This is a genomic window from Streptomyces violaceus (genome assembly GCF_036014075.1).
In the GTDB taxonomy this organism is placed as follows: Bacteria; Actinomycetota; Actinomycetes; order Streptomycetales; family Streptomycetaceae; genus Streptomyces; species Streptomyces violaceus.
Genome location: NZ_CP107911.1, coordinates 8,320,019 through 8,333,486, shown reverse-complemented (window position 1 = coordinate 8,333,486; position 13,468 = coordinate 8,320,019). Strand labels below are relative to the sequence as shown.

Below are 13,468 nucleotides of genomic sequence, written 5' to 3'. Positions count from 1 at the left end.
CTCTCATCCGGGCGATCAACTCCGTTATCACACAGCTCTATTGACACCTCATCAGCTCGCTCTTACCTTGCGAAAACCTTTTAGGTCGTTTCCGTTTCTGCAGGTCCGGACAGGGAGCTCCGATGAGAAGACCGCAGATCCTCCTGGCCGCACTGGTACTCGCCGTCTGTTGCGTCGTCCCCGCCACCCCGGCCGCGGCGGCGCAGACCATAGGGTTCCCCAGCTTCGGCGGCCCCGCGATCCCCGCCCCGCCCGTCGCCCACACACCGGGCGACATGATGCGGGCGATCTACGACGCGGAGAGTTCGGGGACCGACTTCTGGATGGACCGCCTGCTGGCCCGCTCGGGCAACGATCCGGCCGGTCCCTGGCTGATGAGCCGGGGACGCGCTCTGTTCATGAAGGAGCACGACCCGGCCCGGTTCGGTTTCGGCGGCAAGGTCGCCTACTGGGAGAACATCAACGGCAACAACGCCTACACCGTCGCGGTCACCCCGGGGACCTTCACCGAGCAGGTCGCACAGCGCCGGCAGACGCCCAGCCACTGGAAGAGCGTGCACACCGGCGGCTCGGTCACGGTCGACCAGACGAAGTTCATCACGGACAACAACGTGGCCGTGACCAATCTGTCGATCAAGAACAACGGCTCGTCCTCCACCACGCTCCAGTTACGGGCGACCTCGCCCTACGCCACCTCGGGCACCGGCAGCGAGCTGACCGGGCAGGTCAACGCCTACAACAACCTCACGACCCTCCGCCCCCGGCTCACGGGGGACGGATTCGCCGTCTCGAACGGTGGCCTCAACCGGTCCGTGACGGTCGCGGCCGGTGCCACGGTGACCGCGAAGGTCGTGATGGGTTTCGTCACCGACGAGATCCCCGAGTCGCGGATCGAGTACGACGCTTACGCGGGTTACTCGCCCACCACCGCGTTCGCCACCCACGTCAGGGCCTACAACCGGTGGTGGGCGCAGAACGTGCCGTACATCGACGTGCCCGAGCCCGCGATCAAGAAGAACATCTACTACCGCTGGTGGCTGATGCGCTTCAACCACCTCGACGCCGACATCCCCGGGCAGACCTTCCAGTTCCCGACCTCGACCGAGGGCGTCCTCGGCTACAACAACGCCATCGCGCTCACCCAGCCGATGCACATCGACGACCTGAAGTACCTGCGCGACCCGTCCTACGCCTACGGCGACTGGCTGAGCGTCGGCCAGACCTCCAAGGGCGGCCGCTTCCTGGACAACCCGGGCGACCCGGAGAACTGGTCCAACAGCTACACCCAGTACATCGCCGAGGCGGCGTGGAAGAGCTACCAGATCCACGGCGGCCAGCCGGGCATCGCCGCCAGCCTCGCCCACTACGCGGAGGGCGATGTCAAGGGCCAGCTCGCCCACTACGACCGCGACAACAACAAGCTCATCGAGTACGACTGGGGCGCTCTGACGGGCAACGACGCCGACGCCGTCTCCTTCCACTGGAAGCCCGGAAACATGGACCGCGCCGAGTCCGCCTACCAGTACAGCGGCGCCCTCGCCGCCGCCCAGGCCTACGAGGCGACCGGCAACACCGCCAAGGCGAGCGAGATGCGCACGCTGGCGAACCAGATCAAGGACGCCATCGTCAACGTCCTGTGGAACCCCGACCGGCAGCTCTTCGAGCACCGGCTGAAGTCGACCGACGAGTGGGTGCCCTGGAAGGAGATCAACAACTACTACCCGTTCTCGGTCGGCGCCGTCCCCGACACGGCGACGTACAAGCAGGCCCTGCGGCTGTTCGACGACCCGGCGCAGTACCCGGTCTTCCCCTTCTACACGGCCAACCAGGTCGACAAGAAGGCGGCGGCCGAGGCCGGGGAGCCGGGCTCCAACAACTTCTCCACCATCAACTCCACCGTCCAGTTCCGGCTGTACTCCTCGGTGCTGCGCAACTACCCCAACTCCTGGACGAAGGCCACCGACTACAAGAAGCTCCTGTACTGGAACACCTGGGCGCAGTACGTCGGCGGCAACACCCAGTGGCCGGACGCGAACGAGTTCTGGGCCGACTGGGACGGCAGCTCCATCGACTACCGCTCCTGGATCCACCACAACATCCTGGGCAGCAGCAACTGGACGGTGATCGAGGACGTGGCCGGGCTGCGGGCGCGCAACGACGCGAAGGTGGAGCTCTCCCCCATCGACATCGGCTGGTCCCACTTCACGGTCAACAACCTGCGCTACCGGGGCGCCGACCTGTCCGTCGTCTGGGACGACCCGGCCGACGGCGTGGTGCGCTACCCCGGCATCCCGGAGGGCTACTCGATCTACGTCAACGCACCCGGGCCGCCACCGTGAGCTCCCTGGTGCCCTTCACCTGGGACCCGGCCACCGGCGAGGTCACCACGAAGGGCACGGTCACCCACCGCACGGCCGTCCCCGGGCTCAAGGCCCCCAACCAGGTCGTGCAGGACAGCCCGCGCATGGTCGACATGCTCGCCAAGGCCGGTGTCGACCTGACCGGCGACCCGGCCAACCTCGCCTCCGGGGCGACCGCGTCCGCCTCCCACACCGGGTCGGGCGGGAGCGTCGCCGGCGCGGTGGACGGGCTTCCCACCAACGAGCCGTTCTGGGGCGCGGGCGGCTCCCCGAACAGCCAGGACTGGTACGAGCTGAACTTCGGTACCACCCGGACGCTCAACGAGGTGCGCCTGTACTTCAAGGACAGCCGCCCCGCGAGTACGACGTACCGGGCGCCGTCCTCGTACTCGGTCCAGTACCACAACGGCACGTCCTGGGTGAACGCCGAGGGCCAGACCAAGAGCCCGGCCGCGCCCCGCGCCAACTACAACCTGGTGCGGTTCCCGGCGATCAGCGCCCAGCGCATTCGGGTCCTGGCCACCCACGCCTCCGGGGCCAAGACGGGCCTCACCGAGATCAAGGTCCACCACCGGGGCGGCGTCCAGCCACCCGCCAACCTGGCGCCGTCGGCCACGGCGTCCGCCTCGTACACCTCCTCCTGGGAGAGCGTCACCGCGGTCAACGACGGGGTCGACCCGCCCTCGTCCAACGACACCGTCAACCCGCGCTGGGGCACCTGGCCGGAGACCGGGAAGCAGTGGGCCGAGCTGACCTGGCCGTCGGCGAAGAGCGTCAGCCGGGCCGAGGTGTACTTCTTCGACGACGACCAGGGCATCGACATGCCCGCCTCGTGGAAGCTCCAGTACTGGAACGGCAGCGCCTACGTCGACGTGCCCGGCGCGGGCGGCTACCCGGTGGCGAAGAACCAGTACAACGCGGTCACGTTCACCGCGACGAACACCACACGACTGCGTGTGCAGCTCACCAGCAACGGCAGCAACTCCGTCGGCCTCCTCGAAGCGAAGGTGTACGGACCGTGATCCGTTTCAGATGTCTGTCCGCGCTCATCGGCGTCCTCACCATGGTGGTCGCCTTCCTGGCCGCGCCGCGGCCCGCTGCCGCCGCCGTCGCGTTCACGTCGACGGGGGTGAACCAGAACGGTGGCAACTGCCTGGACCTGCCGGGTGGTTCACCGACGAACGGGACGCAGTTGCGTGCCTTCTCGTGCGGCTCCGGCGCCGGCCAGAGTTTCCGCTTCGCGCCGGTTTCCGGTTCGGGTGACACGTACACGATCACCACCCAGTCCGGCCAGTGCGTCGACGTCTCCGGTGCGTCCACCGCGGACAACGCCACGGTCATCCAGTGGCCCTGCCACGGTGGCACCAACCAGCAGTGGCGGCTGGTGCCGGTGGGCGACGCCGACAAGACCTTCAACCTGGTCTCCACGAGCTCCGGCAAGTGCGTGACGCCGAGCGGAGGTTCGTCGGCGTCGAACACCGGCCTGGTGCAGCTGCCGTGCTCCGCCGCGAACGGCAGGGTGTGGCGGCTGTCCGGCTTCACCGGCGGCGGCACGAGCCCGAACACCTTCGCCAACCCGATCGCCCAGCGCGGCCCCGACCCCTGGCTGACCTACCACGACGGTTACTACTATCTCGCCACCACGACCTGGAACTCGACGGTCACCATGCGCAAGTCCCGCACACTGGGAGGCCTCGCCACTGCCTCCGAACAGGTGATCTTCAATCTGACCAGGCCCAATGGCGCCGGCACGATGTGGGCCCCGGAGTTCCATCTGCTCGACGGCCCGAACGGCAAGCGGTGGTACTTCTACTACACGGCCGGGCGGGAGCCGTTCGACCTGGACACCCAGCGGATCCATGTCCTGGAGAGCGCCGGCCAGGACCCCATGGGCCCCTACAGCTTCAAGGCCGATCTGCTCGACCCGTCCCAGGACAACACCTGGGAGCTGGACCCGGGCATCCTCCAGCTGAACGGCAAGCTGTATCTGCTCGGCACCTTCTACAACGGCTCGCAGCCGATGTTCATCCGGCCGCTGTCCGACCCGTGGACCGCGAGCGGCACGCGCCGGATCCTCTCCACTCCCACCTACGGCTGGGAGACGGTGGGCGGCGCGGTCAACGAGGGCGCCGAGGTCCTGCAGCGGAACGGGAAGACCTTCATCGTCTACTCGGCCAGCCACTGCTCCACCCCCGACTACAAGCTGGGCATGCTCACGTACAACGGCGGCGACCCGCTCAGCTCCTCCTCCTGGACCAAGTCACCGAACCCGGTGTTCCAGCGGTCCAACGCCAACGGGGTGTACGGCCCCGGCCACAACGGCTTCTTCAAGTCGCCCGACGGCACGGAGGACTGGATGGTGTACCACGCCAACAGCTCCGCGAGCGGCGGCTGCGACATGAACCGCTCCACCAGAGCACAGAAGTTCACCTGGAACGCCGACGGGACGCCGAACTTCGGCACGCCGGTGGGCCTGGGCGTCCCGCTGACCGCACCGTCGGGATAATAGCCCGGAAGCGGACGAGGGCCGCGAAACGCCGCGGTGGTCCTTCTCGGCCCTCGTCGGAACGGCGAGCATGCCATGTCATGGACATCTTGCTTGTCGCCAGCGCGTTCAACAGCCTGTCCCAGCGTGTGTACGCGGAACTGTCCGACGAGGGGCACCGGGTCGACGTCGTCCTCGCCTCGCACGGCGCCGACGCGGTCCGGGTCGCCGTACAGGAGGTGCGCCCGGACCTGGTCGTGGCCCCGATGCTGAAGACGGCCCTGCCGGAGGACGTGTGGCAGCAGCACACCTGCCTGATCGTGCACCCCGGACCACCCGGCGACCGGGGGCCGTCCTCCCTGGACTGGGCGATCGCCCAGGAGGCGCCCGAGTGGGGCGTGACGGTGCTTCAGGCCGAGGCGGCGATGGACGCGGGCGACGTGTGGGCGGACGGGTCCTTCCCCGTGCCGCCGGCGGGCAAGAGCAGCGTGTACCGCAACGAGGTCGCCGACGCCGCGACAGCCGCGGTCCTCCAGGCCGTGCGGCGATACGCGGACGGCTCGTACAAACCGCGCCCGCAGAGCGAGCCCGGGATGAACGTGGTGTGGCGGGACTTCTTCCGCCAGGAGCAGCGGCGGATCGACTGGGAGCGGGACAGCACGGAGACGGTGCTGCGCAAGCTGCGCGGGGCCGACTCGCAGCCCGGCGTCCGGGACGAGATCTGCGGCCGGGAGGTGTTCCTGCACGGCGGGCACCCCGAGGACCGGCTGCGGGGGGAGCCCGGGGAGCTGCTCGCGACCCGGTCCGGCGCGGTCTGCCGGGCCACCCGGGACGGCGCGGTGTGGATCCCGGAGCTGCGCCCCCGCAAGAGCTCCGGCGACCCGGCGCCGTTCCGCCGCCCGGCTGCCTCGGTCCTCGCCGGCTTTCCGGCCCCGCCCGGATCCCATGGCATGCCGAGCTCGAGCGAACGCCCGCACTGGCTGCCCGAGATCGCCGCCCCGCTCGAACTGCCCCCGGACCGCACCACCTGGGCCGACATCCGCTACCGGCAGCAGGGTCCGGTCGGCTTCGTGACCTTCTCGTTCCCCGGCGGGGCGATGAGCACCAACCACTGCCGCAGGCTGCTGGCCGCCTACCGGTACGCGCTCAGCCGCCCCACATCGGTGCTGGTGCTCGGCGGCGCCCGCGACTTCTTCTCCAACGGCATCCACCTCAATGTCATCGAGGCGTCGAGCGACCCGGCCGGCGAGTCCTGGTCCAACCTCAACGCCATGAACGACGTGGTCGAGGCCGTGCTGCGCACCACCGACCGACTGGTGGTCGCGGCGCTCGGCGGCAACGCGGCGGCCGGCGGCGTCATGCTCGCACTGGCCGCGGACGAGGTCTGGTGCCGCACGGGCAGCGTCCTCAACCCGCACTACCGCAACATGGGCCTGTACGGCTCGGAGTACTGGACGTACTCGCTGCCGCGCCGGGTGGGCGCCGAGACGGCCGAGCGGCTGACGAGCGAGGCGTTGCCGGTGAGCGCGGCGACGGCTGCGCGGATCGGGCTGGTGGATCGTCTGGTGCCCGCGCAGGCAGGGGAGTTCACGACCGAGGTCGGGCGACTGGCTGCCGCACTCGCCGACGACCCGGACCTCCCACGCAGGATCACCACCAAGACCACGGCGCGTCACGCGGACGAGCTCCAGCGCCCCCTCGCCGAATACCGGCGGACCGAACTCGCCCGCATGCGCGCCATCTTCTTCGACCGGCAGGCCCCGTACCACGCGCTGCGGTCCGCCTTCGTCCGCAAGCTCCCGACCGGCTCCCCGAGGCCCCTGGGGGGTGCGCGATGAGTGCGCGGCTGCTCGTCGCCGGTGTCGGCAACATCTTCCTCGCGGACGACGCCTTCGGCCCCGAGGTGATCCGTGCCCTGGAGCGGAACCCGCTGCCGCCCGAGGTGCGGGTGCGGGACTTCGGCATCCGCGGGATGGATCTGGCGTACGAACTGCTCGACGGCTACGACACGGCCGTCCTGGTCGACGCGGCGGTACGGGGACACGAGCCGGGCACCCTGTCGCTGGTCGAGCCGGACCTGCCCGACGAGGCTCAGGGGGGCGCGCCGCCCGAGGCGCACGGCATGGACCCGGCGAAGGTCCTCGCCCTGGCCGCCCACCTGGGCGACGAGCCACTGCCGCGTGTCCTCGTCCTCGCCTGCGAGCCCGAGCTGCGGGCACCCGCCGACGAGGACATCGCGCCGGGCATCAGCGCGACGGTGCGCGAGGCGGTCGGGCGGGCCGTCGCGGCACTGCACACCATGGTTCCGGTGCTGCTCGCCGACCCGGCTGCCACGCCTGCGTTGAGCCGCCCGGACGAATCCGCCGCCCTGTCGTCGGCCGGGCTGCCGGGCACGGTGAGCGGCGGCGCGGAGGATCGGTAGCGGACCGATTTCCCTACCGATGTCCTTACCGACCGCGAGGAGCGGCCCATGTGCGATTCCGTGGACGAGGTCACCCAGGCCGTCCTGGCGAAGAACGACTCCCTGGCCGCGGGCCTGCGCGAGGAGCTGGCCCGGCGTGGCGTGAGCGTGGTCAACCTGCTGTCCAGCCCGGGCAGCGGAAAGACGGAACTGCTCGGGCGGGTGCTGGCCAGGGCGGTGGAGCGGGGTCTTCCGGTGGCCGCGCTCACCGCCGATCTGGCCACCGAGAACGACGCCCACCGGCTCGCCCGGTCGGGAGCCCCGGTGAAGCAGTTGCTGACGGACGGGCTGTGCCACCTGGAGGCGCGGCAGCTGCGCGGCCATGTGGAGAGCTGGCTGCCCGAGGGCACCTCGCTGCTGTTCGTCGAGAACGTCGGCAACCTCGTCTGCCCGGCCTCCTACGACCTCGGCGAGAGCCTGCGGATCGTGCTCATGGCGGTGACGGAGGGCGAGGACAAGCCGCTCAAGTACCCCACCGCCTTCGGGTCCGCCCATCTGGTGGTGCTCACCAAGGTCGATCTGGCCGGGCCCGCCGGGTTCGACCAGGCCGCCTTCGCCGCCAACGTCCAGCGGGTCAACCCCGGGGTGGAGCTCCAGTTCTCCTGCGCCCGGACCGACGACGGTGTCGACACCCTCCTGGAGCGGGTGCTCGCCGTTCGGGACGGCGCCCCTGTCCACCGGCCTCCCCTGGCGCCCCGCCCGCACACCCACACCCACTCCCACGAGGGCACCGAAGCCGGCCTCGTCTCGTGACGGCGCCCGCCACTCAGGCGGTGCGCCGCCGCGTCACCGTGCGCGGCACGGTGCAGGGCGTGGGGTTCCGCCCCTTCGTGCACCGCCTGGCCACCGATCTCGCGCTCGCCGGGTTCGTGAGCAACACGGCGAGCGGCGTCCTCATCGAGGTGGAGGGACCGCCGCAGGGTATCGCCGACTTCTGCGACCGGCTGGCCCAGGAGCCGCCGCCGTTGGCCACGGTCACCGGCGTCGGGTTCGAGGACCTGCCCGTCAGCGGCGCCGACGACACCTTCAGCATCCGTTCCACCGACCGCTCCCCCGGCCGCACCCTCCTCCCGCCCGACACCGCGACCTGCCCCGACTGCCTGCGGGAACTGGCCGATCCGGCCGACCGCCGGCACCGGCACCCGTTCGTCACGTGCACCCATTGCGGGCCCCGCTTCACCATCGCCACGGACATGCCGTACGACCGGGCGGTCACGACCATGGCCGGTTTCCCGATGTGTGCCGACTGCGGCCGGGAGTACGGCGATCCCGGCGACCGGCGCTTCCACGCCCAGCCCGTGGCCTGCCCCGACTGCGGCCCCCGGCTGCGCCTGGTGCCCGCCGACGGGAGCGGTGTCCGCCCGGCGCGGGACGCCGACGCCCTGGCCGCGGCGCGGGCGCTGCTGACCGCCGGGCGGATCGTCGCCGTCAAGGGCCTCGGCGGCTACCACCTGGCGTGCGACGCCACCGACGCACGGGCCGTCGAGACGCTGCGCACCCGCAAGGCGCGCGGCGGTAAACCGTTCGCGGTGATGTGCGCGGACCTCGGCGCCGTACGGCGGATCGCCGACCCCTCCGCGGCTGAACTGGCCGCCCTCACCAGTGCCCGGCGCCCCATCGTCCTGCTGCGGCGGCGAGCGGAGCAGGCAGGCCTCGCGCCCGGCGTCTGTCCCGGCAGCCCGCACCTCGGCGTCATGCTGCCCTACACACCCGTGCACACCCTGCTGTTCGGCCTGCCCGGCGATCCGCCGGGCTCGCGCGTACTGGTCATGACGAGCGGCAACCGCTCCGGCGAACCGATCGTCACGGACGACGACGAGGCACTGACCCGGCTGGCCGGTCTGGCCGATGCCTGGCTCGCCCACGACCGGCCCGTCTCCTCGCCGTGTGACGACTCGCTGCTGCGGGTCCGCCCCGACGGCACCGAGCAGGTGCTGCGCCGGTCCCGGGGGTACGTGCCCCGCCCGCTGCGGCTGCCGGTCCCGGTGCGGCCGACGCTCGCCGTGGGCGGGGACCTGAAGAACGCCCTGTGCCTGGGCGAGGGCGACCATGCCTGGTTCGGCCCGCACATCGGCGACATGGGCGATCTGGCCACCCTGGAGGCGGCCCGGCGGGCCGAGGCGCACATGCGGTCCCTGACCGGCGTCGATCCCGAGCTCGTCGCCGCCGACCGGCACCCGGGATACCACTCCGCGCGGTGGGCTCGTCGACGGGCCCACCGGCTCGCACCCGTCTTCGTCCAGCACCACCACGCGCACATCGCCTCGGCGATGGCCCAGCACGGTCTCGACGGCACCGCACCCGTGATCGGCGTCGCCTTCGACGGCACCGGCTACGGCGACGACGGGACCGTCTGGGGCGGCGAGATCCTGCTCGCCGACTACACCGGCTACCGGCGCTTCGCCCATCTGGCCCCCGCCCCGCTGCCCGGCGGGGACGCGGGCGTGGCCAACCCGTGCCGCCTGGCCCTGGCCCGGCTGTGGGCGGCGGGTCTGGCGTGGGACGCGGATCTGCCCAGTGTGACTGCCTGCGCGGCCGGCGAACTGGCCGTTGTCAAACAGCAGTTGACGCGAGGGGTGGCCTGTGTGGCGACCTCCAGCATGGGCCGGCTCTTCGACGCCGTGTCGTCCCTGGTGGGCGTGTGCCATCGCGCGGGGTACGAGGCCCAGGCCGCCCTGGAGCTGGAGGCCGCCGCCGCTTCGGCCTGGGGCGAGGGCACCTCGGCCTACGACTTCGGCTTCACCGCCGGTACGTACGACCCGGCACCCGTGCTGAACGCACTCGTCGCCGATCTGCGGCGCGGCACCCCGGTCCCCCTGCTCGCCGCTCGCTTCCACCGTGCGGTGGCGAGGGCCGTCGCGGAGATCTGCCGGCGTGCGCGTCAGGACACCGGCCTGGCCGCCGTCGCCCTCAGCGGCGGGGTCTTCGCCAACGCGCTGCTGGAGGAGGAGTGCGCGCGGCTGCTGTCCGAAGACAGCTTCGCGGTGCTCCGCCACGGCGAAGTCCCGCCGAACGACGGCGGGTTGGCCCTCGGCCAGCTGGTGGTCGCGGCGCACCTACGACAGGAGGAGTGACCCATGTGTTTGGCAGTGCCCGGCAAGGTCGTGGCCATCGACGACAGCGCGGATCCGCTCACCGGGCTGATCGATTTCGGCGGAGTGCAGAAGCAGGCGTGCCTGGAGTACGTGTCCGATGTGCGGGTGGGTGAGTACGTCATCGTGCACGTCGGTTTCGCGCTCCAGCGCCTGGACGAGGAGTCGGCCCTGGCCTCGCTGAAGCTCTTCGAGGAACTGGGGCTGCTGGAAGAGGAGTTCGGGGACGCCTGGGAGCAGGCGGCGAAGGAGGCGGGAACAGCGTGAAGTACATCGACGAGTTCAACGACCCCGATCTGGCCCGGCGGCTGCTGGACGAGATCCGCTCCACCGCCACCCGGCCGTGGGCCCTGATGGAGGTGTGCGGCGGGCAGACCCACTCGATCATCCGGCACGGGATCGACCAACTGTTGCCCGAGCAGGTGGAGTTGATCCACGGCCCCGGCTGCCCCGTCTGTGTCACTCCGCTGGAGGTCATCGACAAGGCACTGGAGATCGCCTCGCGGCCCGGAGTGATCTTCTGCTCCTTCGGCGACATGCTCCGCGTGCCGGGCACCGACCGCGACCTGTTCCGGGTCAAGGGCGAAGGCGGCGACGTACGGGTGGTCTACTCGCCGCTCGACGCCCTGGAACTGGCCCGCCGCCACCCGGACCGGGAGGTGGTGTTCTTCGCGATCGGCTTCGAGACCACGGCCCCCGCCAACGCGATGGCCGTGCACCAGGCGAGGCGCCTCGGCCTGACCAACTTCAGCCTTCTGGTCTCGCATGTGCGGGTGCCCCCGGCCGTCGAGGCGATCATGACGGCGCCCGCCTGCCGGGTGCAGGGTTTTCTGGCAGCCGGGCACGTGTGCAGCGTGATGGGAATGGCGGAGTACCCGGAGCTGGCCGAGCGGTTCCGCGTGCCGATGGTGGTGACCGGCTTCGAGCCGCTGGACATCCTGGAGGGCATCCGCCTGGCGGTCCGGCAGCTGGAGCGCGGTGAGCACCGCGTGGAGAACGCGTATCCGCGTGCCGTGCGCGAGGAGGGCAATCCGGCCGCGGTGCGCATGATCGAGGAGGTGTTCGAGGTCACCGACCGGAACTGGCGCGGCATCGGGCCGATCCCGCTGAGCGGCTGGCGGCTGACCGACGCCTTCCGCTCGTACGACGCCGAGCACCGCTTCGACGTCACGGGCATCCGCACCGAGGAGCCCGCCGAGTGCCGCAGCGGCGAGGTGCTCCAGGGGCTGATCAAGCCGACCGAGTGCGAGGCGTTCGGTACCACCTGCACCCCGCGCAACCCGCTCGGCGCCACCATGGTCTCCAGCGAGGGCGCCTGCGCGGCCTACTACCTGTACCGCCGGATGAACGCCGCGACACCGCGGGCCGAGCGAGAGGAGATGAACCCCGTTGCCTGAACAACTCGCCGACACCGTCGACCCGGCGAACTGGACCTGCCCCGCTCCCCTGCGCGACCAGCCGGTCGTGGTGATGGGGCACGGCGGCGGAGGCGCGCTGTCGGCGGAGCTGATGGAGCAGGTCTTCGTCCCCGCCTACGGCAACGCCACCCTGGCGGGTCTCGCCGACTCCGCCGTCCTCGAACTGGGCGGCGCGCGGCTGGCGTTCTCCACCGACTCCTATGTGGTCAGGCCGCTGTTCTTCCCCGGCGGCAGCCTGGGTGACCTCGCGGTCAACGGCACGGTCAACGACCTCGCGATGAGCGGTGCCAGGCCGGCCTACCTCTCCGCCGCCTTCGTACTGGAGGAGGGCGTGGAGCTGACCGTCGTCGGACGGATCGCGCGCGCCATGGGAGCCGCGGCCGAAGCGGCCGGCGTCACGATCGCCACCGGTGACACCAAGGTCGTCGAGTCCGGACACGGCGACGGGGTGTACGTCACCACCGCCGGGGTGGGGCTCGTGCCCGACGGCGTGGACATCCGGCCTCAGCGTGCGCGGCCGGGTGACGCCGTGATCGTCAGCGGGCCGATCGGTCTGCACGGGGTGGCGATCATGAGTGTGCGGGAGGGGTTGGAGTTCGGGGTCGAGGTCGCCAGCGACACCGCGCCGCTGGCGGATCTGGTGGCGGCGATGCTGGCCGTCACCCCGGACATCCATGTGCTGCGCGACCCCACCCGGGGTGGTCTGGCGGCGTCCCTCAACGAGATCGCCCGCGCTTCCGGGACCGGGGTCCGGCTTCAGGAGCGGGCCGTTCCGGTGCCGGACGCCGTGGTGAACGCCTGCGGCTTCCTCGGCCTCGATCCTCTGTACGTCGCCAACGAGGGCCGGCTGGTCGCCTTCGTGCCCCCGTCGGCGGCGGACGAGGTGCTCGCGGCGATGCGTGCCCATCCGCAGGGCGCCGGGGCCACCCTGATCGGCGAGTGCGTCGCCGATCACCCGGGGATGGTCGTGGTCGCCACCGGCCTCGGCGGAACCCGGGTAGTGGATCTGCCGCTCGGCGAGCAGTTGCCACGCATCTGCTGACCGGGCATGCGAGGGGCCCCGCCGAAGGTGTCGGCGGGGCCCCTCGCGCTATGCGGAGGCCGGTAACGGCTCGATGCCCGTGATCTCCAGCTCCCGGCCGCAGCGCAGGTCGTTGGAGGGCTGGTCACAGCGCGGGCACCAGAAGAACGGCGGCATGCCCACCGGGAACTCCTCGGCGCACGGGCCGCACCAGGCCTGCGCGGGGACCTGCTCGACCACGAGCCTGGCCCCGGCGAGGGCGGTGCCGTCGCGGGCCACCTCGAAGGCGAAACCGAGGGCGTCGGGGACGACGCCCGCCAGCTCGCCAACCCGGACGGTCACCGTCGAGACGGCGTCCGTCCCGTCCGCCCGGGCCAGCTCGTCGGCCCGCTCGATGATCGCGGTCGCGATCGACAGCTCGTGCACGTCCGATCACGGATAGCGGTTGCCCGCGCGGAAACCGCCGGACATCCGCCAGATCCGCATCTCCCGCCTCAGGCTGGGCCACTCCCAGCACAGCATGGCCAGCGCCACGCCGCCCACCAGGACGGCCTCGGCCTTCAGCACCCGCTGTCCGCTCATCCCGCCGCGCCTGCGGGCGACGGGTCTGCGTACTCGTTTGACCTTCATT

At 71.1% G+C, this 13,468-nt stretch carries 12 protein-coding genes; 10 read left to right on the top strand and 2 right to left on the bottom strand.

Going from position 1 to position 13,468, the window contains the following annotated elements:
* Nucleotides 1–122: 122 nt before the first annotated feature.
* From OG542_RS37555 to hypE, 10 genes are all read left to right on the top strand, one after another.
* Entirely contained in the window at nucleotides 123–2,339 is a 2,217-nt protein-coding gene (locus OG542_RS37555; RefSeq protein ID WP_328416904.1) for an MGH1-like glycoside hydrolase domain-containing protein, read from the top strand.
* Nucleotides 2,336–3,382, top strand: coding sequence for a discoidin domain-containing protein (locus OG542_RS37550; protein WP_328416902.1), 1,047 nt, complete (start codon nucleotides 2,336–2,338; stop codon nucleotides 3,380–3,382). The genes OG542_RS37555 and OG542_RS37550 overlap by 4 nt, the downstream gene beginning before the upstream one ends.
* Nucleotides 3,379–4,866, top strand: coding sequence for a family 43 glycosylhydrolase (locus OG542_RS37545; RefSeq protein ID WP_328416900.1), 1,488 nt, complete (start codon nucleotides 3,379–3,381; stop codon nucleotides 4,864–4,866). The genes OG542_RS37550 and OG542_RS37545 overlap by 4 nt, the downstream gene beginning before the upstream one ends.
* An 80-nt stretch (nucleotides 4,867–4,946) precedes the next feature.
* Nucleotides 4,947–6,683, top strand: coding sequence for a hydrogenase maturation protein (locus tag OG542_RS37540; protein WP_328416898.1), 1,737 nt, complete (start codon nucleotides 4,947–4,949; stop codon nucleotides 6,681–6,683).
* On the top strand, nucleotides 6,680–7,267 hold the full coding sequence (locus OG542_RS37535) for a hydrogenase maturation protease (protein ID WP_328416896.1): 588 nt from the start codon (nucleotides 6,680–6,682) through the stop codon (nucleotides 7,265–7,267). The genes OG542_RS37540 and OG542_RS37535 overlap by 4 nt, the downstream gene beginning before the upstream one ends.
* 48 nt (nucleotides 7,268–7,315) lie before the next feature.
* A complete protein-coding gene (hypB, locus tag OG542_RS37530) occupies nucleotides 7,316–8,059 on the top strand; it encodes a hydrogenase nickel incorporation protein HypB (RefSeq protein WP_328416894.1) in 744 nt (247 codons plus the stop codon).
* Nucleotides 8,056–10,380 (top strand): carbamoyltransferase HypF, encoded by a 2,325-nt coding sequence (hypF, locus tag OG542_RS37525; protein WP_328416893.1) that lies wholly within the window; start codon nucleotides 8,056–8,058, stop codon nucleotides 10,378–10,380. Before hypB ends, hypF begins: the two co-directional genes overlap by 4 nt.
* Before the next feature lie 3 nt (nucleotides 10,381–10,383).
* Entirely contained in the window at nucleotides 10,384–10,665 is a 282-nt protein-coding gene (locus OG542_RS37520) for a HypC/HybG/HupF family hydrogenase formation chaperone (RefSeq protein ID WP_184595505.1), read from the top strand.
* Nucleotides 10,662–11,795 carry a hydrogenase formation protein HypD gene (gene hypD / locus OG542_RS37515; protein WP_311129729.1) on the top strand — a complete coding sequence of 378 codons (1,134 nt, stop codon included), beginning with the start codon at nucleotides 10,662–10,664 and terminating at the stop codon, nucleotides 11,793–11,795. The genes OG542_RS37520 and hypD overlap by 4 nt, the downstream gene beginning before the upstream one ends.
* The gene (hypE, locus tag OG542_RS37510) at nucleotides 11,788–12,858 is read left to right on the top strand and encodes a hydrogenase expression/formation protein HypE (RefSeq protein WP_308429182.1); all 1,071 of its coding nucleotides are present in this window, start codon (nucleotides 11,788–11,790) and stop codon (nucleotides 12,856–12,858) included. The genes hypD and hypE overlap by 8 nt, the downstream gene beginning before the upstream one ends.
* Before the next feature lie 48 nt (nucleotides 12,859–12,906).
* On the opposite strand, the gene hypA is transcribed toward hypE, so the two are convergent.
* Together hypA and OG542_RS37500 are read right to left on the bottom strand one after the other, a co-directional pair.
* Nucleotides 12,907–13,263 carry a hydrogenase maturation nickel metallochaperone HypA gene (gene hypA / locus OG542_RS37505; protein ID WP_311129731.1) on the bottom strand — a complete coding sequence of 119 codons (357 nt, stop codon included), beginning with the start codon at nucleotides 13,261–13,263 and terminating at the stop codon, nucleotides 12,907–12,909.
* Nucleotides 13,264–13,269: 6 nt separating this feature from the next.
* Entirely contained in the window at nucleotides 13,270–13,467 is a 198-nt protein-coding gene (locus tag OG542_RS37500; protein ID WP_311129732.1) for a hypothetical protein, read from the bottom strand.
* Between the last annotated feature and the right edge of the window lies 1 nt (nucleotide 13,468).

Excerpts from the sequence above, each read along its gene's own strand:
- hypB (WP_328416894.1), top strand. The coding sequence starts at position 7,316 with ATGTGCGATTCCGTGGACGAGGTCACCCAGGCCGTCCTGGCGAAGAAC.
- OG542_RS37535 (WP_328416896.1), top strand. The coding sequence starts at position 6,680 with ATGAGTGCGCGGCTGCTCGTCGCCGGTGTCGGCAACATCTTCCTCGCG.
- OG542_RS37520 (WP_184595505.1), top strand. The coding sequence starts at position 10,384 with ATGTGTTTGGCAGTGCCCGGCAAGGTCGTGGCCATCGACGACAGCGCG.
- OG542_RS37540 (WP_328416898.1), top strand. The coding sequence starts at position 4,947 with ATGGACATCTTGCTTGTCGCCAGCGCGTTCAACAGCCTGTCCCAGCGT.
- OG542_RS37555 (WP_328416904.1), top strand. The coding sequence starts at position 123 with ATGAGAAGACCGCAGATCCTCCTGGCCGCACTGGTACTCGCCGTCTGT.
- OG542_RS37500 (WP_311129732.1), bottom strand. The coding sequence starts at position 13,467 with ATGAAGGTCAAACGAGTACGCAGACCCGTCGCCCGCAGGCGCGGCGGG.